Here is a 22082-nt window from a genome sequence, read left to right as displayed (position 1 = left end):
TGCGTTAATTACGAAATAAAACCCCACACCGCCCTGGGAGTCACACGTGCCGTCCGATCCGCTGTCCCGCCGGACCTTCCTCGCATCGACCGGCGGAGTGCTCGCCGGCATCACCCTGAGTTCGGCCCTCCCCACCGAGGCCTTCGCCGCCCAAGCGGCCACCAGGACCGACCTCGCCCTCTATCGCCCGGTCACCGCATCCTCCACCGCGTATGCGGCCACCCCGCCGCAGTTCGCCGTCGACAACCTCGCGCAGACCGGCGTACGGGGCTCAGGCTGGCGTGCCGCGACCACGGATCCGCAGTGGATCACGGTCGACCTGCAGGCCAAGTGCCGCGTCGAGGCGCTCACGCTGACGTTCGAAGGCAAGGCTGGTGACCCTACCTTTGACCTGTCCGGCGGCAACCCCTACGGCCAGACCCAGGGCCAGGAGATCCTCTCCAGCTCACCCAGCAACTTCCGCATCGACGTCTCGACCGACGGCAGCTCCTGGCGCACGGTTCACCAGGCGACCAACAGCCCCGGTGGCGTAGTCGACATCACCCTAGACTCCGCAACCAGCGCCCGGTACGTCCGTCTGACCGGCACCAAGCAGGCCAACGGCAACCCGCTGGGCCTCAACGGCTTCCAGGTCTACGGCACCGCCCAAGGCTCCCGTCCCGCGGCGACCGGCTGGACCTCCTGGGGCACTCACCACGGCACCGCCCCAGCCCTGGTCAAGGCAGCCGACGGCACGGTCCTGGTCGAAGACGGCTGGACCCTCACCATGGACGACTTCGCCGGTACTACGGATGGCGCCGCCCTCTCCAGCCCCACCCAGGACACCTCGACCTGGCTACCAGCAGTCGTCCCGGGCACCGTCCTCGCGACCCTGGTCGAGCAGGGCCACTTCCCCGAGCCCGCCGAGGGCATGAACAACCTGGAGATCCCCGAGGCGCTCAGCCGCCACGCGTGGTGGTACCGGCGCGCCTTCGACCTTCCCAAGGGCCTGGACATCAGCGCGGGGCGCCGGATCTGGATCGAGTTCGACGGGGTCAATCACCAGGCCGATGCGTGGCTCAACGGCGTACAGGTCGGCACTCTGAAGTCGCCGTTCGCCAGGGCATCGTTCGAGATCACTCAAGCGCTGAAGGCGAAGAACGCGCTCGCGGTCAAGATCACCCCGATGCCGCACCCAGGTTCGCCGGGCGACAAGGGTGACAAAGGTGACGCGTTCGTCCAGTCGGGCAAGCTCTGGCAGGACTCGCCGACGTTGCTGTCGGCATCCGGGTGGGACTGGATGCCCGCAGTACGCGACCGTGCGGCCGGCATCTGGAACCACGTCCGCCTGCGCTCGACCGGCGACGCGGTGCTAGGCGACGCACGCGTCGTCAGCAAGGTGCCCGACATCAGCAAGGCGACCGTCGCCATCACCATCCCGGTCCGCAACGCGGCGACCGCCGACCAAACCATCACAGTGAAGGCGGTCTTCGACGGCAACACCCTGACCAAGACCGTCACCCTCAAAGGTGGAGAGCAAAGCAACGTCGCCTTCGACGCGGTCACCGTCACGAACCCCAAGCTCTGGTGGCCGAACGGCTATGGCGCGCCCGACCTGCACACCCTGACCTTCAGTGCCGCGATCGGTGGCAAGGTCAGCGACAGCCGGTCGACGACCTTCGGCATTCGCGAGTATGGCTACAGCTACGATCTGCCGATCAAGATCGACCCGGCCACCAGCAGCGCGGCCCAGACGGTCCAGTTTGCCAAGCAGACCAAGCGGTACCTCCGCATCCAGGGCGGCCGTCGCGCCACCGGCTGGGGCTTCTCCCTCTGGACACTGGCGATCAAAGACTCGGCGGATGCCGCGACGGACCTGGCCCGTGCCGGCACGGCGACCGCCTCGTCCGACGACGGCAGCCCGGCCACGAACGTGAACGACGGCAACGACCGCAGCCGCTGGTCGTCGCAGTACAACGACAACGAGTGGGTCCAGGTCGACCTCGGTGAGGCGAAGACCTTCGACCAGGTCGAGTTGCTGTGGGAGACGGCGTACGCGCTGACCTTCGCCGTCCAGGTGTCCGACGACGGCCAGGACTGGACCGACGTCAAGGACGTCAGCAACGCGCCGGTGCCGTTGAAGATCAGCGTCAACGGCGTCCAGATCTTCTGCCGCGGCGGCAACTGGGGGTACGACGAACTGCTCCGTCGCGTCTCGCCGGCGAAGATGCGGGCGCTGATCGGCATGCACCGGGACATGAACTTCACCATGATCCGCAACTGGATCGGCTCGAGTACCCGCGAGGAGTTCTACCAGGCCTGCGACGAGAACGGCATCCTGGTCTGGAACGACTTCTGGGAGGCCGGCGAGTTCTCCGACAACCTGCCCGGGTACGTCGAGATCGCCCGCGACACGATCGTCCGGTACCGGACGCATCCCAGCATCGTGATCTGGTGCGGCGCCAACGAACAGCACCCGCCCGGCGGGATCAACCAGGGGCTGATCGACGCGGCGGCCGAGGAGGACGGCGAGATCCTCTACCTGCCCGACTCCGCGGCGGGGTTCGTCTCCGGCCACGGCCCGTACTACTGGGTCGACCCGGCGAAGTACTTCGAACAGAACACCTACGACACCTTCAACTTCGGCTTCCACACCGAGATCGGGATGCCGACCATCCCGGTGATCGAGTCGATGCAGAACCTGGTCGGCAAGGACGATCCGGGCTGGCCGATCGGTACGCCGTGGTACCACCACGACTGGTCGACGCACGGCAACCAGCACCCGGAGACGTACCTGGGCGCGATCGACGACCGGCTGGGTTCGTCGAGCGGGCTGGCGGAGTTCACCCGCAAGGCGCAGTTCGTGAACTACGAGAACATGCGGGCGATGTTCGAGGCGTGGAACGCGAATCTGTGGGAGGACGCGTCGGCGTTGCTGCTGTGGATGTCGCACCCGGCCTGGCACAGCACGGTTTGGCAGACGTACGACTACGACCTCGACGTGAACGGCAGCTACTACGGCGCTCGCAAGGGGTGCGAGGCGATCCATGTCCAGGCGAATCAGAACGACTGGAAGATCGTCGCGATCAACCACACCACGAAGGTGCTGGCGGCAACCATCACCGCGGATCTGTATGACCTGAAGGGGACGAAGCTCAAGCCGACGCAGCAGCAGGCGGTGAGCGTCGGTGCGTCCGGCAAGACCGACTCCTTCGCCGTGCCCAACTCGGCCGATCTGCCGGCTCTTCATCTGCTGCGGCTCAAGCTGACCGATGCCCAGGGCAAGGTGTTGTCCGAGAACACCTACTGGCGCTACCGCGAGGCGACCGACGTCCAGGCGATCAACACGCTTGCCAAGGCAAAGCTGAGCGTCACGAGCACCACCAGCAGAGGGAAACTCACCGCGACCATCCGCAACACCGGCACGTCGGTGGCTGTGCTGACCCGCCTCTCGCTGCGTGATCGCAACAACGAGCGGGTGCTGCCGGCGCTCTACTCCGACAACTACTTCTGGCTGCTGCCGGGTGAGTCCCGCACGGTGACGGTCACGGCTGACACGACCTCCAGCCTTAAGCTTCTGGTGGAGCCGTACAACAGCTGATCATCCGTACATCCGCCGGTACTGCTGTACGGCGCCGGCGTGGAGGTCGATCGGGGCGCTGACAACCAGCGACTGCAGGTTGAGGAACTGCGCCCCGACGGCCGACGGTGGTACCAGGTTGCTGGCGCGCCGGACGAGCGTCTCGACGATCCGGCGCGCTGTCGTATTCGGTAGGTCGGGACGGCAGAGGAGGAGGTTGGGGATGCCGACGACCTTCACCGGCGCCGTTCCGCGGTAGACGCCGGCTGGTACTCGCACGTCTTGATACACAGGTCCGTACGTTCGCCGGAGCGCTGGAAGCGGGCCGTCGAGGGGGATCAGCCGGAGCGGGACGCGCTGGCTGAGCTTGTCGAGGGTGGAGGTGGGAACGCCACCGGACCAGAACATCGCGGCGATCCCACGAGCCTCCAGCGCCTTGGTCGCTTGCTCCAGCAACAGATGGTCGACCGTGCAGTCGACACCGACGGTCGTCAGAATGCGAGCGGCCGTCAATGCCGCCCCCGACCCAGCGGCCCCTGCCGAGATCCTCGTACCTGCCAGGTCGGCAAGCGTCTTGTACGAACTGTCCGCCCGCACCACGCATTGCAGATAGTTCTCATAAACCCGCCCCAACGCCTTCACCTGCGGGCTGGGCGAGACCGCGTCGGCAAGACTCAACGCGAGATCGGTCTTGTGGTCGGCCAGCAACCGCAGATTGTCCTTGCTACCCAGCGTCGGCAACACGACGACATCCTTCGCAACCCCCGCCATGCTGAGCTGCGCCGCAAGCAGTTGAGCAAACTCCAAGTAGAACCCACCCGGCTCACCGGCTGCGATGGTGAGCCGACCGCTCTTGTCGTCACCTTTGCTGCAGGCGGCCAAGGCCAACGCTGTGGTTGCGCCGGCCAGAGCCGCTAGAACGGTGCGGCGAGCATGTGTCGGCGGCGGTTGGCTCTGCTGGTCTGGCGAGCTCAGCTCATGGCTGTTCATGGTGCCTCTGGTAGCTGGATGGTGGCGGTTAGGCCGTGGGGGACGGTGGTTGTCAGAGTTAGGTGTCCGCCGATTGCCAAGGCGGTTTGTTCGGCTATTGCTAGGCCTAGGCCGGTGCCTAGGGTGGAGACGTTGCCTCGCCAGAAGCGTTGGGTGGCTAGGGGTAGGTGTTCGGGAGGTAGGCCGGGGCCGTTGTCGGAGACCTGGATTTCCAAGCCGGCGACTCGGGTGGCTGTTAGGGCGACGGTTGCTGAGGGGCCCGCGTACTTGATGGCGTTGTCCAGTAGGCCGCCGACTAGTTGGCGTAGGTCGTGTTCTGGGGCGGCGGCGATCAGGTTGTCTTCGGTTTGCAGGGTGAGGGTGACGCCTGCGGAGGCGGCTGCTGGGCGCCAGATTTCCAGTTCTTCGGTGAGAACGGCTCCGACCAGGCATTCCTCGGGGGAGAGGGGGAGACGGTCGGTTACCCGGCTTTCCAGGGCGGCTAGTTTCAGGAGGTCGCTGAGGACGTCTTCCAGGCGCTCCAGGTCGTCTTGGAGGTGGAGGAAGGCGGGGCTGGCGGGGTCGCGTAGTTCTGGGGCCAGGCCGTCGATGCGTAGGCGGATCGAGGCCAGCGGGTTGCGGAGTTGGTGGGAGGAGTCGGCGACCATCTGGCGTTGGACGTCGATCGAGCGCTGGACGGTGGCTCCCATTACCTCGACGGCTTGGGCGAGGCGGCGTAGTTCAGGGGGACCGCTGGCCTCCAGCGACTGGTTCCAGGTTGCTGAGCGGCCTAGTTCGACGACGGCGTCTTCCAGCTGCTTGACCGGGCGGATCACCCAGCGGGCGGCGCGTGAGGCCATGAACAACAGCAGCAGGGCGGCGGCGACGGCTGCGGCGCAGATGAGTAGCCATAGCCGGCGTACCTCAGAGACGGCTCGCGAGGCGTCGACGGCGAGCACCACCGCGCCTTCGGGCTCGTGGGGAGAGCCGACGGGAGTCGCGATCAGCGGACGGGACGAGCTCCAGGGACGGAGTGCGTCGATGGTCAGCTGGGGCAGGTCTCGCGCGGCGAGGTCGGCGACGGCGCCTACTCCCGCGGACGACTTGGTGAGCCCGCCGGTGGAGACGATGACGTTGCCGGAGGCATCGATCACGAGTACCGACTCGCCGTACAGCTCCTGATGGCGTTCGGCCTCGATCCGGACGGAGCTGTAGTCCGACCGATTCGCGAGCCCGGCGAAGCGATCCAGCGCAGCGCTCCGGGTGAGTTGCAGTCGTTGGGTCTGCGCGTCGGAGACAGCAAAGAGGAACGGCATTACCAACGCCGCCAGCAACCCGAAGGAGACGATCGCGAGCACGCTCATCAGCCGAGCCCTCATGGCTCGAGCCGATACCCGAAACCGCGGATGGTGGTGATGACCGGCTTGCCGAGCTTCATCCGCAACTGGTGCAGGTGCACGTCGAGCGCCTTCGACTTGGTCAGGAACGCGTCGCCCCAGATCTCGTCCTGGATCACCTCCCGGCTCACCGCAGTACCGGCCCGCCGAGCCAGTACTGCGAGCAGGTCGAACTCCAACGGCGTCAAGTGCAGCACGTCGCCGTCGACGACCACCTGACGCAACCCGAAGTCGATCCGCAGCCCGCCCGACTCGTACCCGTTGTCGTCGAGCTCGGCCCGCCGCGACCGGCGTACCGACGCCTCGATCCGTGCGAGCAGCTCGGCCAGCCGGACCGGCTTGGTCAGGTAGTCGTCCGCGCCGAGCCGCAGCGCGAGTACCACCGAGCGCTCGTCGTCCCGAGCGGTCAGCACGATCACCACGACGTCGTCGACCCTGCGGAGCTTGCGCAGTACCTCCAGGCCGTCCATGTCCGGGAGGCCCAGGTCGAGCAGGATGACCTGGGCCTCGGCGTGCCGGAGCAGGACGTCGGCCCCGCAGTCGACCAGCGTGACGGTGTGCCCGTTGGCGCTCAGTACGTCCCGCAGGGCCCGGCCGACCAGCTTGTCGTCCTCCGCGATGAGAGTGCGCATTGCGTCATTGTGCCGTCGTCGTCCGCTCGCGGCGTACCGGACGAGCACTGCTCAGCGACTTGCCGCGCGTCTCCGTCATGGTCAGGTAGACGATCAGGCTGACCGCCGCGCACCCGGAGACGTAGTAGTAGAAGGCCGACTCATGACCGGCGTTCTTGAGCCAGAGGGCGACGTACTCCGCGGTCCCGCCGAACACCGCCACCGTGACGCCGTACGGCATCCCGACCCCGAGCGCCCGGATGCTGGTCGGGAACAGCTCCGCCTTCACGATCGCGTTGATCGAGGTGTACCCGGTGACCACGACGAGCCCCGCGAGCATCAGCAGGAACGCCCGCAGTGGGGTCGCGTCCTCCAGCGCCGTCAGCAGCGGGACGGTCAGCACGGTGGTACCGACGCCGAAGAAGATCAGCAACGGCCGTCGGCCGATCCGGTCGGACAGCATCCCGCCGAGCGGCTGTAACCCGACGAAGAGCAGCAGCGCGAAGAAGTTGATCCAGGTGACGGTCGTCTTCTGGATGCCGGTCGTGTTGACCATGAACTTCTGCAGGTACGTCGTGAAGGTATAGAAAGCCACCGTCCCGCCGAGCGTGAGGCCGACCACCGTGAGCACCGCGCGCGGGTGCTTGGCCAGCTCAGCCAGCGAGCCCTGCCGGAACCGCCGGGACGCGGGCTGCGCCTCGAACTCGGCCGACTCGTCCATCGACCGCCGCAACCAGAACACGATGACCGCCGCAACAGCCCCGACCACAAAAGGAATCCGCCACCCCCACGACGCCAAGTCGCTCTTGGACAGGGTCTGCTGCAACAGGATCTGTACTGCGAGCGCCACCAACTGCCCCGCCGCCAGGGTGACGTACTGGAAGCTGGAGAAGAATCCACGCCGACCTTCCGACGCGACCTCGGACATGTACGTCGCGGAGGTGCCGTACTCGCCGCCGACCGACAGGCCCTGCAGCAACCGCGCTGTCACCAGCAACACGGGTGCGGCGATGCCGATGGTCGTATGGCCCGGCGTGCACGCGATCACCAGGGAGCCGGTGGCCATCAGAGTGACCGACAGGGTCAGGGCGGCTCGTCGGCCGTGCCGGTCGGCGTACCGGCCGAGCAGGAAGCTGCCGACCGGGCGCATCAGGAAGCCGACCGCGAAGACGCCCGCGGTGTTCAGCAGCTGGCTGGTCTGGCTGCCGGAGGGGAAGAAGACGGGTGCGAAGTAGATCGCGAAGGCGGTGTAGACGTACCAGTCGTACCACTCGACCAGGTTGCCCATCGAGCCTTTGAAGATGTTGCTGACAACTCGCCGTGACGCCGAAGTTTCCACGATGCCTCCAGGTGGGGTTGCCCGCCACTGTCCGAGCTGTGGACAGTGCCGACAAGATCACCTCGCGCATCCTTAACTCGCCTTAAGAGTGGTCCTCCGGGTCGCCCAGCGTGATGCCCAGCGCGGTGGCCATCGCGACGGTGACGGCGAGGGTGTCGATGGGGGAGGAGTTGGCGATCGTGGCGCCGGCCAGGCTGCCGATGCCGCGGGTGCCCTCCCAGGTGCAGTCGACGAAGACGGCGCCGGTCGCGGTCACCTGCGAGAACTCGACCGAGGTCAGGTCGCAGTGCCGGAAGACCGTGCCGGTCAGATCGGCCGAGACGAAGTCGGCGCTCTGCAGGCGGCAGTCGGTGAACTCGACCCGCTGGAACTTCGCGAACCGGAACGAGCTGAAGTCCAGGACCGAGTCCCGCACGGTGACGTGCTGCAGGCTCATCCCCGATCCGGCGAACCCGGTCAGCCGCGACGACGTGATCGCCAGCCTCGTGCCCGACGCATCCGCCCAGCGGGCGTTGGCGAGGTCGCAGTGGTCGAGCTCGAGGTCGACCAGGATCAGCTTGTCGAGATCCGAGCCGCCCAGGTTGACCCTGGTCAGTCGGCAGCCGCTGAGCTCGACGTGCTCCGCGAGGAGGCCGCCGAGGTCCTGGTCGGTCAGGGACAGATCGGTCAGCCGGTCCTCGTCGCCTACCTCGTCCGCGGTCAGCGCCCGCTCGTCGAGCTGCGTCCGCAGTCGGGGAGTGGCGAGCTTGCTGGCTTTGCGCGGAGGAGGCATGTCCGCCACCGTAACGGGCTCTACCGTCAGTTTCTGAGGTAGTGCTCCGCCGCCCCGATCAGTGCGGAGTGCTCGGCGTCGGCGGTCGCGCTGACCGGGAACGGGAACACCTCGGCCACCACGTCGAAGGCGCCGGCGATCGACCCGCCGAGCACGACCCGGGTCGCTCCGAAGCGCTCGAGCCACGGCGTGAGTGCGTCGGACAGCACCTGGAACGACTCCACCAACGCGCTCTTGGCAACGGCGTCACCGGCTCGGGCCGCCTCGGCGACCTCCTTCACCCCGGCAGTCGGCGGCGGTGGGGTGGTGAGCTTTTCGGCGTACCGGCGGAGGATGGCCCGGGCGGAGATCCAGTCCTCGATCGGGCGGCCGTCGTACGAGGTCTTGTAGAGCTCGCCGCCGGGCGGGACCGAGTCGCCGGTACGGACCGCGCGGCCGTCGTCGAGAAAGGCCGAGCCGATCCCGGTGCCGATCGTGATCCCGACGCACCGGTCGAGCCCGCGCAGCTCGCCGACCGACCATTCGCCGACCGTGAAGGCCTCGGCGTCGTTCAGGAAGACGACCTGATCGAGCCCGAGCCGCTCCCGCAGACTCCGGCCGAGATCGTGCCCGTAGAGCGCGGCGAACTTGTCCAGCTTGTACCAGGCCACGCCGGCCGCGAAGTCGAACGGACCGGGCAGCGCCACCGCCAACCCCTTTGCCAACGGCAACTGCTTCGCCGCCTCGCACAACTCCCCGATGATGGAGTCCGCCGAGGCCTTCGAATCCAGCCCCGCCCGGTACAACCCCTCCACCCCATCGCTAGCAGGCGAAACCACCGCCGCCGTCACGTGACTTCCACCGACCTCCAGGACCGGCACACCCGAGTTCATACCGCCCATCATCCCTGACGGGCGGCGACTTCAGCGCCAGGCGCCGACGTACTCCGGCTTGCCGGGGATCGTGAAGCGGACGATCACCGTAGGCTCGGGCCCGGGCCAAGGCGTCTGCTCGACCCGCCGGTAGGCGAAGTAGCCGCCCCCGACCTTGGCGACGCCGACATGGCCGTCCTTGGTCTCCACGGTGACGCGCTGAACACCCTTCGGCACTTGACCGAACACCGTGGTGACGCTGCCGGGCTCCTTCAGCCCACGGCCGACGGCTGCGGACTTGCGTACGACGATGCCGTCCGTCCCGCCGCCGGATACGACCGAGTCCTTGGCTCCGTTGCCCCATTCGGTGGTGCAGTAGGCAACAACCTGCGGATCTGTCGGCGAGTGACGCAGTAGGGAGGCACCGTAGGTGTCCTGGACACTGAGGTAGACGGGCCACTCCCAGACTCTGGCGCCGGCTCCCGGGACAGGCTCGCCGTTCTCGTCGGAGCACAGGCCGGTCGAGCCGCCCGGGTCCACCGAGCGCAGAGGCCAGGATGGTGCGACGGCCGGGGCCGAGTGGTCAGTCGTGTCCAGGCCGAGGATGGTGCCGCCGGCAACGACTGCGATCGAGGCGGCGACGGTGACGGCGGTCACCAGGCGGCGGTTGCGTCGACGTCGGCGCCCGGTGGTGAGCAGCTGGTCCACGTCCGGGGTGAACGCGGGCCGGTCGGTTGCCTCGTGCATCAGATCTTTGAGTTGACGGGTCATCTCAGCCTCCCAGTCCGGCGAAGTCGGTGAGGTCGGCGAGGGCTGGATCCAGGCGGAGTTTCTCCAGTGCTCGCAGGGTCTGGCTCTTGACCGTCCCGCCGCTACAGCCGAGCGCCTTGATGATCAGCAGCCGGTTCTCCAGCAGGCCCAGCGGATCGGCCGGGTCGGCGGTGGAGCTGAAGTAGGTCTCGCCGCCGACCAGTTCGGTACTGGACCTGCGCCGCAGGCTGTCCAGGGTCGTCGAGACCACCACCTTGCGGGCGTAGGCACCGATGGCGCCCTGGCGTCGCAGGCGGGGCCAGCTCCGGTACAGCTTGAGCAGCGCCTCCTGGGTCGCGTCCTCGGCCCGCTTCCAGTCTCCGCACAGCAGGTACGCCGTGTTGCAGAGCCCGTTGGCGTGATGGGTCACGAAGTCGACGTACTCACTCTCCGCCTCGCTCTTCACGCTCACTCCCTTCGCTGTCGGGCATTCAACGTGCGGGCCGCCCGGATCGGTTGCACCGGCCGGGCAAACTGGTCCCATGTCAGAACTGAGCGTCGGCGGTGTGAAGGTCAGCTATCACGTCGCGGGGTCGGGGCCTGTGTGTCTGGTGCACTCGGGTGGGCCTGGAATCCACTACGACTATCTGCGGATGCCGGAGCTCGAGCAGCAGTTGACGATGGTTTACATCGAGCCGGTCGGGACGGGTGCGTCCGATCTGTTGGCTGATGGTGACTACAGCATGCCGAGGTACGCGTACTACGCCGAGCAGGTGGCGCGGCATCTTGGCGAGGAGAAGGTGCTCTTCCTCGGGCATTCGCATGGTGGGTTCGTGGCGCTGCAGTTCGCGTTGGACTATCCCGAGCGGCTGCGTGGGGTGATCGTGTACGACGGGATGGCGTTCAACGGGCCCGAGCTCGGTGAGGAGGCCGGCCGGCAGGTCGCGGCGTACGTCGCTCGGCGGCCGGCCGGGGATGCGCTCGCGGCTCAGGTACAGGCTGCTTGGGACGAGGACTCCGATCTGCCGGACAGCCGGGAGGCGCATCTCGACAGTCTGCGGCGGTTGTTGCCGGTGTACTTCAAGGACTTCGAGGAGATCTCGCCGCGGCTGACTTCGTGGTTCCCGACCATGGACATCACGATCGATCCTCAGCGTCAGCCGGCCTTGTGGGATGTGCGCGATCGGCTGGGGGAGATCGCCGTACCGGAGCTGGTTGTACTGGCCGATTCCGGGCACTTCGGGCACCTGGAGGAGCCGGAGCAGTTCTTCGGAGCCGTACTCCGTTTCGCAGCGGCACACTGAGACGGGAACCACCGGCCCCCGTCCACTCGTAGAGTTGTCTGGAGCGCGGTCCGCCCACCGTCGGTCACGCGTCCATCACTGCGAATGACGAAGGTGACCGGTTTGCGTGCCGAGACGAGTCCGACCGCCGCCATCGCGACGCTCAGCGTCGCGGTAGCGGTAGCCGGGCACGCCCTCGCAGGCGGCACCGTCTCCCTCGCGGTGATCCCGCAACTCCTCGCGCTCGCCGCCATCGCGTGGTCCCTCGGTGAACACCTGGCCGGCCGCCGCTGGCTGACCGTCGGCGTCCTGGCGGCCATTCAGCTGTCCACCCACCTCGCTCTGGAACTAGGCCACCGCGCCCCCACCTCCATCGGCACCGCGACGGCCGCATCCGCGGCCGCTCCAGACGGCTCGGCGCTGCCCACGGCGATGGACCACGCGGCCATGGGCCACAGCTCGATGCACGACATGGCGGGCATGGCCGGCATGGCTGGAATGGAGATGCCGGCGAGCGAGCCGGTCGCCAGTGGAGTGAGCGCACCGGCGACGGTGCACAGCGGTTTGGCCGGCGTGGTGAGCATGTCGGCGGCGCATCTTCTTGTGCTGCTGCTGGGTGTCGCGTTGGTGACTCAGGCGCACCGCTGGGTTCAGCGGGTGGTGCGGATTCTTGCGCGGCTGGTTCCGCAGCTTCCGGCTGCACCGGTCGCCTTGCCGGGGGTGCGCGCGGCGCTGATCGGCGTACCGGAGGTGCCGCGGCTTACTCAGCGGTGGTTGGTTTCTGGGGTGTCGCGGCGAGGGCCGCCTGAGTACGGAGTTCTTGCAGCTTCGTACTGATCCGCCCCAGAACCGTTGCCCTAGAGAGGGTTCCAAGTCATGCCCAAGAATCTTGTACTGCGCGCTGCCGCGATCACCGCGGCGACCGCACTCGTTCTGATCGGGGCGGCCGGCTCGGCCTCCGCCCACGTCACCGTGTCGTCGCCGGACGCCAAGCCCGGTGGCTACGCCAAGCTCGTGTTCCGGGTGCCGAGTGAGTCCGACACCGCGAGTACCACCAAGCTCGTCGTCAACCTGCCCAAGGACAAGCCGTTCGCCAGCGTGAGTCCGCAGGTGAAGGACGGCTGGAAGGTGGTCAAGACGACCGAGAAGCTGGCGCAGCCGGTGAAGGTCGGCGACGTCACGCTGACCGAGGCGATCACCAGCGTCACCTGGACCGCGGCCGCGGGCGGCGTACCGCCGAACGCCTTCGACGAATTCGGGTTGTCGGTAGGCCGGATTCCGGAGGGCGTCGACTCGCTCAGCTTCCCGGCGGTACAGACTTACAGCGATGGGGAGGTGGTCAAGTGGGAGCAGATCGCGAAGGACGCCGCGGACAAGCCGGAGCACCCGGCGCCGTCGCTGAAGCTGACCACCGCGATCACCACCGTCGCGGCCACGTCGGAGGACGAGGGCGGTTCCTCGGACACGCTCGCGCGGGTTCTCGGTGGGGCCGGGTTGCTGCTCGGCCTGGTCGGGCTCGGCCTCGGTCTGCGGGCCGGCCGGACGCGGAAGGTCACGCCGTAATCGTGCGCCGGCTGATTGCTCTACTGGCTGCGTCGTTCGCCGTCCTGGTGGTCTCCACCGGGACGGCGGCGGCACACGCCAAACTCGAATCGATGACGCCGTCCGACGGTTCCACCCAGGCGGTGCCGCCGACGCAGGTGGTGCTGACCTTCAACGAACCGGTCGCCAGTACCGGCGCCGAGGTCCAGGTCACGTCGCCGAAGGGCACCAACGTGTCCACTGGTGAGATCAAGGTGATCGACAACACCGTCACTCAGCCGGTGGACGGACTGGTCGATATCGGCGAGTACACGGTGATCGCCCGGATCGTCTCGGCCGACGGCCATCCGATCACCGTCGGCGGAAGCTTCAAGATCACCCATGCGGGTCATCCCGCCGTCCCGGTCGCGGCTACCCCGCCGGCTTCGGACAGCAGTTCGAATGTGGTGGTGATCGTCGCGATGGCGCTGGTGATGCTGGTGGTCGTCGCGCTGGCGGTCGTCATCGTCCGCCGCCGGCCCGCGCCGCAATGAGCGTCGAGACGGTACCCCGGGTCTCGGGGAAGGTGCTGGGGCTCGGGGTTGTCGCGATTGCGTTCGTGGTCGTGGTCGTGGCGCTCCTGGCCGGCGGAGGCGCTCCCAAGCCGTTACCCCCAGGGCTCGCGGGCGCGGGTCGGCCTGTCTCCTGGGCCGTCCCGGTACTCCGCGTCCTCGCCGACCTCGCCGCAATCGCCACCGGCGGGGCAGTGCTTGCCGCCGCATGGTTGCTACCAGCAACAAAGGCTGGAGGAGATGGGCCAGAGCCGCGCGGGCGGTCGGCGCGCACCGCCACGGCGCAGAGTGGGGCGGGGCGACAGGCGCTCGGCCAGCAGGGTGGGGCGGGGCGGCAGGCGCTCGGCCCGCAGGGCTTGCGGGCTTGTCAGGATGCGGCTGTCGCCGCGGGGATCTGGGCTGTGGCGAGCATTGGTGGCCTTCTAGTCACAGCGTCGGTGATTCTTGGGGTTCCTCTTTCGGAGTTGGGGGCTCGGGCTGGGGACGCGGGTGGGGTTGACCAGGTGCGGGCGCTTGCGGTCGCGGTGGTGTTGACGGCGGTACTGGCCTTGCTGCTCTCGGGTGCTCGTACCGTCCGTACGGCGCAGGTGGCGTTGGTGCTGACGGCTGCCGCGCTGACTGGCCCGTTGCTTACCGGACACGGCGCGATCGAACGGACCGCCTTCTGGTCTGTACTCGCCACCGCCTCCCTCGTCGTGCACGTGTTCTGCGCGACCGCCTGGATCGGCGGCCTCGGCTCGCTCGTCCGCTACGGCCGCGGCCAGCAAGCAGCGATCGAGAAGTTCAGCCGCCTCGCCCTCATCTGCGCCCTCACGATCGGCGCCACCGGACTGCTCACCGCCGAGATTCACCTCGGCGGCCGCGAGGACGGCTTCGGACTGATCACCCAATGGGTGACCACCGGCTACGGTGCCCTCGTCTTCGCCAAGGCGATCGCGTTCGCCATCCTCGTCTACATCGGCTGGCGCCACCGCCAGGCGACTCTCCCCGCCCTGGCAGCCAATGAACCAGCCGCCTTCTGGCGCCTGGCCGCCGTCGAACTGCTGGTGATGGCCGGCACGGTAGGACTCGCCGTGGCGTTGTCGCGGACACCGTGACATGTCAACAGAAGCACGTAGGATAGGTGGATGACGGAGACACGGTGGCTCGATGCGCGAGAATCGCATCTGTGGCAGACCTACCGTGACGCCTATCGCGAGCTGACCGCGACGCTCGAGGCGCGCTTGATCACCTCCGGCCTGTCCGGCGCGGACTACGCCCTCCTGCATCCGCTGTCCAGCTCCGAAGCCGGCGTACTACGCACGCGCGACCTCGGCCGCTCGATCGGCTGGGAGCGCAGCCGGCTGTCCCATCAGGTCAGCCGGATGGAGAAGCGCGGCCTGGTGATCCGCGAGGAGTGCGAGTCGGACGCCCGCGGCTCGATGGTCCGGATCACCGCGGCCGGGCGGGCGGCGATCGAGGCGGCGGCCCCGGATCACGTCGACGCGGTCCGTACCCACTTCCTGGAGAAGCTGACCCGCGAGGAGCAGGAGCAGCTCACCAAGATGCTCGACCGCGTCCTCACCGACCTCCCCACCACGGACTGCTGAAACTGCCTAGGTTGACGCGTCATCTAAATCTGCTATTTTTGGTGACGCATCACCGAAACGCTCCCACTCTGGTTAGGAACAACATGCCCAAGATCGCGATCATCCTCGGTAGCACCCGCCCCGGCCGCAACGGCGAGGCGGTGGCCAACTGGGTGCTCGACATCGCCAAGCAGCGCAGCGACGCCGAGTTCGAGCTCGTCGACATCGCCGACTTCAAGCTGCCGCACCTGGACGAGGCGATCCCGCCGGCGGCCGGCCAGTACTCGCAGCCGCACACCTTCCCGTGGGCCGAGAAGATCGGCTCCTTCGACGGCTACGTCTTCGTCACCCCCGAGTACAACCACTCCACCTCCGGCGCGCTGAAGAACGCCATCGACTTCCTCTTCGCCGAGTGGAACGACAAGGCGGCCGGCTTCGTCAGCTACGGCTCGGCCGGCGGCACCCGCGCCGTCGAGCACCTGCGCCTGGTGATGGCCGAGCTCAAGGTCGCCACCGTCCGCGCCCAGGTCGCCCTCTCGCTGGTCACCGACTTCAAGAACTACAGCGAGTTCACTCCCGCCGAGTACCACGTAGCCGAAGTCACCACCCTGCTCGACCAGGTCATCTCCTGGAGCAACGCCCTGGCCACCGTCCGCACCGCCGCCTGACCCCGGCGAACCGGTAGTAACTCCCAGTACCCGGCGTCCGTGGGTGGTGACACGCCGTCACGGGCGACGGGCTGGTGGGGTCTGCCGGAAGAATGATGAGGGTCCGTTCAGATGCGCCTGAATTTGACAACTATTTTCATTAACGGCAGGATTCGACCCGGCGACCACTCCTCGTCGGAGCCCCCTCACCGTGAAGGAAATGCGGATGTCCGATGCTCTGAACAGGCGGGGATTTCTTGGCTTGGCCGGTGGGCTGGGGCTGGCCGCGGTGGCCGGTTGCGGGGCCGGTGGGACAAGTGACGCGGGTGGTCAGCCGAGGGCCGGCGGGCGGTTGCGGGCGGTCTTCGCGGGCGGTGGCGCCAAAGAGGTGCTCGACCCGCACGTGCAGAGCCTGTTCGTCGACATCGCCCGCCACAAAGCGATCTACGAGAAGCTGGTCGAGCTCGGACCGGATCTGAAACCGTTGCCACGGCTGGCGGAGAAGTGGGAAGCGGACGCGCAGGCGGCGACCTGGCGGTTCAGGCTGCGGGACGCGACCTTCCACGACGGCAAGAAGCTGACGAGTGAAGACGTCCTCTACAGCCTGGCCCGGATCGCCGATCCGAACACTCCCGAGCGCGTCGCCCAGTCCTCGCTCGCCGCGCTGGATCTCAAGCGCTGCAAGGCGATCGACAAGCAGACGGTCGAGCTTGTACTGACCGCGCCGAACGCCGAGTTCCCCGCCCTGCTGGCCGGCATCGGCACGCAGATCGTCCGCGACGGCTTCAAGGACCCGACCAAGCCCGTCGGTACCGGCGCCTTCGAGTTCGTCTCCTTCGAGGCCGGTCGCTCCCTCGTCGCCAACCGGTACGACGACTACTGGGACGGCGTGGCCAAGATCGAGGAGCTGCAGATCCTGTCCGCCGACTCCGAGGCGCGGGCCAATGCGCTGCAGGGTGGACAGGCGGAGTACGCGAACGAGATGACCGCGACCTTCGCCCGGACCGCCGAGGCCGGCAAGACGGTCAAGATCGTCGCGGCCAAGGGCAGTACGACGCAGGCCTTCGTGATGAAGGTGGATCAACCGCCGTTCGACAATCCCGACGTACGGCTGGCCTTCAAGCTGCTGGCGGATCGGCAGCGGCTGGTGGACGTCGTCCTGGCCGGCCGAGGGGTGGTGGGAAACGACCTTTTCGGCAAGGGATTCCAGTACTACCCGGCGGACCTGCCGCCGCGCGAGCGCAACGTCGAGGAGGCCAAGGCGCTGCTCAAGAAGGCCGGCCTGCTGAACAAGGAGGTCGAGATCTTCACCTCCGACGCGTCGGCGGGCTTCGTCGAGGCGGCGACCCTGTTCGCGGAGCAGGTCGGCGAGGCGGGCGTGAAGCTCAAGGTGACCACCGGCAGCGCGCAGACCTATGCCAAGGACCTGCTCACCAAGGGCGCGATCGGCAGTCATCGCTCGGGGGCGATGCCGATCCCGCAGTACATCACCGATCGGCTGCTGTCGAAGTCGCCGTTCAACGTGACGCACTGGCGCCGGCCCGCCTTCGATGCCGCGTTCGCCGCGGCGCAGGTGCAGACGGACGAGCCGGCGCGCGCAGCGAAGTACGGGGAACTGCAGAAGACGTTGCGGGACCAGGGCGGCATCCTCGCATGGGGACATCCGGACTTCCTGGTCGCCGTCTCGGCCAAGGTGCAGGGCGTCCAGGCGGTCCCGCCGAACACCTTGGACTCGGGCCGGTTCGACAAGGTGTGGCTGGCCTGAATGCGGTCGTATGCCGCCCAGCGGGCTGCATTGGCGATCGTCCAGCTGGCCGTTCTCTCCGTCCTCGTCTTCATCCTCACGGCGTTGCTGCCGGGCGACGCGGCGGACATGCGTTTCACCGAGACGCTGACGCCTGAGCAGGTCGCGCGGTTGCGGGAACAGCTCGGGCTGGATCAGCCGGCGCTCGGGCGGTTCGTGCACTGGTTCGGCAATGTGCTGACCGGCGACCTCGGTATTTCGCTGATCAGCGGCGGGCCGGTGCTCGACATCGTGAAGGCCTCGGTCGGGGCGACGCTGGTGCTGACGGTTGCCACGCTGGCCGTGGTGGCGCCACTGGCCGTTGCCCTCGGCATCTTGATGGGGACGCGCGAGAACGGGCGGCTGGATCGAACGATCACGTCGATCACGCTGGCGTTGAGTGCGATTCCCGACTTCGTGATCGCCGTCGTGCTGGTTGCTCTGTTCTCGTTGAAGCTCGGGTGGCTTCCGGCGACTTGGGTTGGTGGGTCGCTGCTCGCGTCGCCCGTGTTGCTGGTGCTGCCGGTTGCTGTGCTGCTCGGGCGGACGGTTTGTTTGCTGTCGCGGCAGGTGCGGGCGGGGACGATCAATGCGTTGAATGCGGAGTACGTCGTACAGGCTCGGCGGTTGGGGGTGCCGCGGCGGCGGTTGCTGCTCAGGCATGTGTTGCCGAATGCGGCGGTACCAGGGGTGCAGGAGTTGGCGCGGACCGGGGATACCTTGCTGGGTGGGGTTTTGGTGGTCGAGGCGATCTTTGCGATCCCGGGGTTTGCGACCGCGTTGGTTGATGGGGTCGAGACGCGGGATGTGCCTGTTGTCCAAGGCCTGACGTTGGTGCTGGCGGTCGCGGCGTTGTTGATCAATCTTGGTGCTGATCTGGTCTGCAATCGGCTGGTGCCGCGGACGGAGCTGCTGCGATGAGGGCCCGTACGCCGGTCGCTGTGTCCGCCTTGCTGGTGCTGATTCCGTTGCTGGTGGCTCTGGTTGGGCCTTTGCTCGACGTGTCGGCGAAGCCTGGGCTGCCTTACGAAAGTACGGGGTTGCTTGGGACGGACGGGCTTGGGCGGGATGTGTTCGGGCTTTTGCTGGTCGGTGGACGGACGGCGCTGGGGATGGCGTTGGGGGCGGTGCTGATCGCCTATGTTCTGGGTGGGTTGATCGGGCTCGTCGCCGCGTCGACCAGGCAACGCTGGGTCGATGAGTTGCTGATCCGGCCGCTCGACGTACTGCTGCCGCTGCCTTCCTTGCTGGTGATCAGCGTCGTTGCGGTCGGGTGGCGGGCGTCGCCGTTGGCGATCACGTTGGCGGTTGCGACGGTGAATGTGCCCACGGTGGCTAGGCTCGTGCGTGCGGCGGCGCTGGACGCGGCGAGCGGCCCGGTGGTCGAAGCGTTGCGGATGCAGCGGGAGAGCTGGGCCGGCATCCACCTCGGCTACGTCGGCCGAGCCGTCCTCGGCCCGGTCGCCGCCGACATCGGCACCCGGATCACCCTCGCTGTCTTCCTTGTCGCCTCAGTCAACTTCCTCGGCCTCGGCCTGAGCCCGACCGCCCCAGACTGGGCCGTCAGCGTCTCCCGAAACCGCGAGGGATTGCTATTGCAGCCCTGGGCCGTGCTGGCTCCCGCACTCCTGCTGGTGTCATTCACGCTGGGCTTCAACCTGCTGGCCGACCGCCTGGTCCACCGCACGAGACGCCTGGCTGAGGCAACCCGATGAGAGGGAAGGAGCGAGCCGACCGCGATGCGGTGGGCAGCGGGCAGGCCGACCGCTGGGGGCTGGGGAGAGGGCAGGCCGACGGCGATGGGGTGGCGAGTGGGCGGGCCATCGGCGGCGGGGTGGCGGGTGGGCCGGGTGCGGCTGAGCGGGAGCGGACGCTGGTCAAGGTTGTTGGGTTGGGGGCGGTGGCGGGGGATGCGGTCTTGGTGGACGGGGTTGGGTTTGAGGTTTGGGCGGGGGAGGTTACTGCGCTGGTTGGGGCCTCGGGGTCGGGGAAGACGACTTCTGCGTTGGCTTTGCTTGGGGAGCATGGGCAGGGGGTGAGGCTGAGCGGCTCGGTGGAGGTTGATGGGGAGCTGGTTGTTGATGGTGGGGTGACGGCGGCGGCGACGTCGGTGCGGGGGCGGGTTGTTGCTTATATGCCGCAGCATCCGGGGAGTGCGCTCAACCCGGCTCGCCGGATCGGTGCAGGTTTGAGGGAGCTGGCGAAGCTACATCAGCATGGGCTGAACGTAGTACCGGAAGCTCTCCGGGGTGCGCAGTTGCCGGCGGACAAGGCGACCAGCCGGCGGTTTCCGCATCAGTTTTCGGGTGGGCAGCGGCAGCGGGTCGCGTTGGCTCAGGCGTTGGTGTGCGGGCCGAAGGTGCTGGTGCTGGATGAGCCGAGCACGGGGCTGGACTCGATCACCAGGCTTCAGCTTGTCGACGAGTTGAAGGAGCTGGCGGCAGCGGGGCTCGGGATTTTGCTGCTGAGTCACGATCTCGACCTGGTCCGCGCTCTCGCTCACCGCGTCGTCGTGCTCGACGCCGGCCGGGTGATCGGCGATGTTCTTCCAACCGCAACACAACCGACCCCGGCGCGGGGAACCCACCAACCGGCCGAGCCGTTGCTCCAGGCAATGAATGTCTCCGCGTCGCTGCGTACCCGCGGTCGCGATCCCATCCTGCAGGAGGTCGATCTCGCCGTGCCGCCCGGTGGCTGCGTCGGCGTGGTCGGCCGGTCCGGCAGCGGCAAGACCACCCTCGCCCGCTGCCTCGCCGGCCTGCACGAGCGCCACACCGGCCGCATCACCTTCGCAGGCGAAGATCTCCCGGTACTCCGCAAGCGCACCCCCGACCAGACCCGCCGAGTCCAATACGTGTGGCAGGAAGTCCGCGGCTCCTTCGACGAACGCCGACTCGTCGACGAACAAGTAGCCCGCACCGCGATCCGCCTCCGCGGCCTCACCCCAACGACCGCAAGGGCCGAAGCCATCGCAACCCTCGCCCGCCTAGGCGTCTCCGCCCACACGGCAGCCCGGCCACCGAGCCGCCTCTCCGGCGGAGAACTCCAGCGAGCCGCCCTGGCCAGAGCGCTGCTCGCACACCCCGAAGTACTCATCTGCGACGAGATCACCACAGCCCTCGACGAACACGGCACCGGCCTGGTCGTCGAACTGCTGAACGAGCTGAAGACCCAAGGGACAGCCCTGGTCTGGATCAGCCACGATCTCGGCCTCGTCGCCGACGTCTCCGATCACGTGCTGGTGCTCGACGCCGGCCGCGTGATCGAACAGGGTCCACCGGCAACTGTCATGACCAAGCCCGACACCGAGCTGACCCAGCGGCTGGTGAGGGCCGCCCGGATCGGGCATCGACCCCCAGAGCCTCCGCCCGTGCTGACCAGTAGTGCCGACACGAGGAGCGAACCGCACCGATGAAGCAACTACACGATCACCTGGCGGAGGCGATCAAGGACCCGGACCCGATCCGCGTCGGCGAGGACCTGATCTGCCTGCGGTTCGAGACGATGAAGGTGTACTCCGCGCTGGGCGCCGTACGTCACCTGCTGGAGACCGGCGCCGTCCGGCCGGGCGACACCCTGATCGACAGCTCCAGCGGGATCTACGCGCACGCGCTGGCGCTCGCCTGTCACAGGTACGGGATGAAGTGCCACATCGTCGGGTCGACGACGGTCGACCGGACGTTGAAGATCCAGCTCGAGATCCTCGGCGCGACGGTCGAGCAGGTGCCGTCGTCCAACAACCTGCAGCTGGACCAGAATCTCCGGGTCCGCCGGATCGGGGAGATCCTGCGCGACAACCCGTCGTACCACTGGATGCAGCAGTATCACGACGACATCCACTACCTCGGGTACGGCGCCGTGGCCGATCTCGTTGCGGAACTGGTGCCGGCCGGGCCGCTGTGTCTTGTCGGGGGAGTCGGCACGGGCGCGTCGACCGGCGCGATCGCGGCCTTTCTGCGGGATCGCGGGCGGGACGTCAACCTGGTCGGCGTACAGCCGTTCGGGAGCATCACGTTCGGCGCCGGGCATACGCAGGATCCCGAGATGATCATCGCGGGGATCGGCAGCTCGATCGAGTTCCGCAATGTGCGGCACGAGCTGTACGACCGGCTGCACTGGGTCTCCTTCGACTACGCGATGTCGGCAGCCGTGGATCTGCTCCGGACGAGTGGCGTCTTCGCCGGACTGTCCGCGGGCGCGGCGTACCTGTCGGCGCTCTGGGAGCACAACTGCGACAGCAGCCGCACCCACGTCTTCCTGGCCGCCGACACCGGCACCCGCTACGTCGAGTCCGCTTTTTCCCGGTACGCCGAGGCACGCCCGATGGACACCATGCGCCCCCGCGAGATCGACTCCCTCGACGAGCTGGCCGTCCCTTGGTCCGCCATGTCCTGGGACCGGCGTGAATCAGCCTGGGCCGAGCGCCGCGAGTTCCCATCTGCGACCCCGTCGCATTAGAG

21 protein-coding genes are annotated in these 22082 nt (G+C 67.7%); 13 read left to right on the top strand and 8 right to left on the bottom strand.

The window, feature by feature from the left end; all coding sequences use genetic code 11:
- The first annotated feature begins 46 nt into the window (after positions 1–46).
- Positions 47–3580: a discoidin domain-containing protein gene (locus tag AB0M15_RS00225; RefSeq protein ID WP_363812337.1), complete on the top strand. Its 3534-nt coding sequence runs from the start codon at positions 47–49 to the stop codon at positions 3578–3580.
- Here AB0M15_RS00225 and AB0M15_RS00220 read toward each other — a convergent pair whose 3' ends face one another.
- From AB0M15_RS00220 to AB0M15_RS00185, 8 genes are all read right to left on the bottom strand, one after another.
- Positions 3581–4549 carry a TAXI family TRAP transporter solute-binding subunit gene (locus AB0M15_RS00220; protein WP_363812335.1) on the bottom strand — a complete coding sequence of 323 codons (969 nt, stop codon included), beginning with the start codon at positions 4547–4549 and terminating at the stop codon, positions 3581–3583.
- Positions 4546–5907 (bottom strand): HAMP domain-containing sensor histidine kinase, encoded by a 1362-nt coding sequence (locus tag AB0M15_RS00215; RefSeq protein ID WP_363812333.1) that lies wholly within the window; start codon positions 5905–5907, stop codon positions 4546–4548. The genes AB0M15_RS00220 and AB0M15_RS00215 overlap by 4 nt, the downstream gene beginning before the upstream one ends.
- A complete protein-coding gene (locus AB0M15_RS00210; protein WP_363812331.1) occupies positions 5904–6557 on the bottom strand; it encodes a response regulator transcription factor in 654 nt (217 codons plus the stop codon). The genes AB0M15_RS00215 and AB0M15_RS00210 overlap by 4 nt, the downstream gene beginning before the upstream one ends.
- Before the next feature lie 4 nt (positions 6558–6561).
- Positions 6562–7875, bottom strand: coding sequence for an MFS transporter (locus tag AB0M15_RS00205; RefSeq protein ID WP_363812329.1), 1314 nt, complete (start codon positions 7873–7875; stop codon positions 6562–6564).
- Positions 7876–7957: 82 nt separating this feature from the next.
- The gene (locus tag AB0M15_RS00200; protein WP_363812327.1) at positions 7958–8647 is read right to left on the bottom strand and encodes a pentapeptide repeat-containing protein; all 690 of its coding nucleotides are present in this window, start codon (positions 8645–8647) and stop codon (positions 7958–7960) included.
- A gap of 26 nt (positions 8648–8673) precedes the next feature.
- Positions 8674–9519 (bottom strand): ROK family protein, encoded by an 846-nt coding sequence (locus AB0M15_RS00195; RefSeq protein ID WP_363812325.1) that lies wholly within the window; start codon positions 9517–9519, stop codon positions 8674–8676.
- Between the two features lie 30 nt (positions 9520–9549).
- The gene (locus AB0M15_RS00190; protein WP_363812323.1) at positions 9550–10269 is read right to left on the bottom strand and encodes a hypothetical protein; all 720 of its coding nucleotides are present in this window, start codon (positions 10267–10269) and stop codon (positions 9550–9552) included.
- A 1-nt stretch (position 10270) separates the two neighbouring features.
- The gene (locus AB0M15_RS00185; protein ID WP_363812321.1) at positions 10271–10714 is read right to left on the bottom strand and encodes a sigma factor; all 444 of its coding nucleotides are present in this window, start codon (positions 10712–10714) and stop codon (positions 10271–10273) included.
- Positions 10715–10790: 76 nt separating this feature from the next.
- Between AB0M15_RS00185 and AB0M15_RS00180 the strand changes: the two genes are divergently transcribed.
- From AB0M15_RS00180 to AB0M15_RS00125, 12 genes are all read left to right on the top strand, one after another.
- Positions 10791–11552 (top strand): alpha/beta hydrolase, encoded by a 762-nt coding sequence (locus AB0M15_RS00180; RefSeq protein WP_363812319.1) that lies wholly within the window; start codon positions 10791–10793, stop codon positions 11550–11552.
- An 84-nt stretch (positions 11553–11636) separates the two neighbouring features.
- On the top strand, positions 11637–12368 hold the full coding sequence (locus AB0M15_RS00175; protein ID WP_363812317.1) for a hypothetical protein: 732 nt from the start codon (positions 11637–11639) through the stop codon (positions 12366–12368).
- 39 nt (positions 12369–12407) lie between these two features.
- Entirely contained in the window at positions 12408–13094 is a 687-nt protein-coding gene (locus AB0M15_RS00170; protein WP_363812315.1) for a YcnI family protein, read from the top strand.
- Between the two features lie 2 nt (positions 13095–13096).
- Entirely contained in the window at positions 13097–13606 is a 510-nt protein-coding gene (locus AB0M15_RS00165; RefSeq protein ID WP_363812313.1) for a copper resistance CopC family protein, read from the top strand.
- The gene (locus AB0M15_RS00160) at positions 13603–14721 is read left to right on the top strand and encodes a CopD family protein (protein ID WP_363812311.1); all 1119 of its coding nucleotides are present in this window, start codon (positions 13603–13605) and stop codon (positions 14719–14721) included. The genes AB0M15_RS00165 and AB0M15_RS00160 overlap by 4 nt, the downstream gene beginning before the upstream one ends.
- Positions 14722–14751: 30 nt before the next feature.
- A complete protein-coding gene (locus AB0M15_RS00155; protein ID WP_363812309.1) occupies positions 14752–15213 on the top strand; it encodes a helix-turn-helix domain-containing protein in 462 nt (153 codons plus the stop codon).
- Between the two features lie 83 nt (positions 15214–15296).
- Complete coding sequence (locus AB0M15_RS00150; protein ID WP_363812307.1) at positions 15297–15860, top strand: NAD(P)H-dependent oxidoreductase; 564 nt, start codon at positions 15297–15299, stop codon at positions 15858–15860.
- A gap of 205 nt (positions 15861–16065) precedes the next feature.
- Positions 16066–17604, top strand: coding sequence for an ABC transporter substrate-binding protein (locus AB0M15_RS00145; protein WP_363812305.1), 1539 nt, complete (start codon positions 16066–16068; stop codon positions 17602–17604).
- Positions 17605–18543, top strand: coding sequence for an ABC transporter permease (locus tag AB0M15_RS00140; RefSeq protein ID WP_363812303.1), 939 nt, complete (start codon positions 17605–17607; stop codon positions 18541–18543).
- Positions 18540–19337: an ABC transporter permease subunit gene (locus AB0M15_RS00135; protein ID WP_363812301.1), complete on the top strand. Its 798-nt coding sequence runs from the start codon at positions 18540–18542 to the stop codon at positions 19335–19337. The genes AB0M15_RS00140 and AB0M15_RS00135 overlap by 4 nt, the downstream gene beginning before the upstream one ends.
- The gene (locus AB0M15_RS00130; RefSeq protein ID WP_363812299.1) at positions 19334–21037 is read left to right on the top strand and encodes an ATP-binding cassette domain-containing protein; all 1704 of its coding nucleotides are present in this window, start codon (positions 19334–19336) and stop codon (positions 21035–21037) included. Before AB0M15_RS00135 ends, AB0M15_RS00130 begins: the two co-directional genes overlap by 4 nt.
- Positions 21034–22080, top strand: a complete 1047-nt coding sequence (locus AB0M15_RS00125; RefSeq protein ID WP_363812297.1) for a pyridoxal-phosphate dependent enzyme — start codon at positions 21034–21036, stop codon at positions 22078–22080. The genes AB0M15_RS00130 and AB0M15_RS00125 overlap by 4 nt, the downstream gene beginning before the upstream one ends.
- The last annotated feature ends 2 nt before the right edge of the window (positions 22081–22082 follow it).

The organism is Kribbella sp. NPDC051718 (genome assembly GCF_040681515.1).
Lineage (GTDB): Bacteria > Actinomycetota > Actinomycetes > Propionibacteriales > Kribbellaceae > Kribbella.
The sequence above is the reverse complement of the archived record's forward strand: the minus strand, read 5'-3'. Positions and strand labels throughout refer to the sequence as shown.

Excerpts from the sequence above, each read along its gene's own strand:
- AB0M15_RS00155 (WP_363812309.1), top strand. The coding sequence starts at position 14,752 with ATGACGGAGACACGGTGGCTCGATGCGCGAGAATCGCATCTGTGGCAG.
- AB0M15_RS00140 (WP_363812303.1), top strand. The coding sequence starts at position 17,605 with ATGCGGTCGTATGCCGCCCAGCGGGCTGCATTGGCGATCGTCCAGCTG.
- AB0M15_RS00190 (WP_363812323.1), bottom strand. The coding sequence starts at position 10,269 with ATGACCCGTCAACTCAAAGATCTGATGCACGAGGCAACCGACCGGCCC.
- AB0M15_RS00175 (WP_363812317.1), top strand. The coding sequence starts at position 11,637 with ATGACGAAGGTGACCGGTTTGCGTGCCGAGACGAGTCCGACCGCCGCC.
- AB0M15_RS00135 (WP_363812301.1), top strand. The coding sequence starts at position 18,540 with ATGAGGGCCCGTACGCCGGTCGCTGTGTCCGCCTTGCTGGTGCTGATT.
- AB0M15_RS00125 (WP_363812297.1), top strand. The coding sequence starts at position 21,034 with ATGAAGCAACTACACGATCACCTGGCGGAGGCGATCAAGGACCCGGAC.
- AB0M15_RS00215 (WP_363812333.1), bottom strand. The coding sequence starts at position 5,907 with ATGAGGGCTCGGCTGATGAGCGTGCTCGCGATCGTCTCCTTCGGGTTG.
- AB0M15_RS00180 (WP_363812319.1), top strand. The coding sequence starts at position 10,791 with ATGTCAGAACTGAGCGTCGGCGGTGTGAAGGTCAGCTATCACGTCGCG.
- AB0M15_RS00210 (WP_363812331.1), bottom strand. The coding sequence starts at position 6,557 with ATGCGCACTCTCATCGCGGAGGACGACAAGCTGGTCGGCCGGGCCCTG.
- AB0M15_RS00145 (WP_363812305.1), top strand. The coding sequence starts at position 16,066 with ATGTCCGATGCTCTGAACAGGCGGGGATTTCTTGGCTTGGCCGGTGGG.
- AB0M15_RS00170 (WP_363812315.1), top strand. The coding sequence starts at position 12,408 with ATGCCCAAGAATCTTGTACTGCGCGCTGCCGCGATCACCGCGGCGACC.
- AB0M15_RS00220 (WP_363812335.1), bottom strand. The coding sequence starts at position 4,549 with ATGAACAGCCATGAGCTGAGCTCGCCAGACCAGCAGAGCCAACCGCCG.
- AB0M15_RS00160 (WP_363812311.1), top strand. The coding sequence starts at position 13,603 with ATGAGCGTCGAGACGGTACCCCGGGTCTCGGGGAAGGTGCTGGGGCTC.
- AB0M15_RS00130 (WP_363812299.1), top strand. The coding sequence starts at position 19,334 with ATGAGAGGGAAGGAGCGAGCCGACCGCGATGCGGTGGGCAGCGGGCAG.
- AB0M15_RS00195 (WP_363812325.1), bottom strand. The coding sequence starts at position 9,519 with ATGAACTCGGGTGTGCCGGTCCTGGAGGTCGGTGGAAGTCACGTGACG.
- AB0M15_RS00200 (WP_363812327.1), bottom strand. The coding sequence starts at position 8,647 with ATGCCTCCTCCGCGCAAAGCCAGCAAGCTCGCCACTCCCCGACTGCGG.
- AB0M15_RS00150 (WP_363812307.1), top strand. The coding sequence starts at position 15,297 with ATGCCCAAGATCGCGATCATCCTCGGTAGCACCCGCCCCGGCCGCAAC.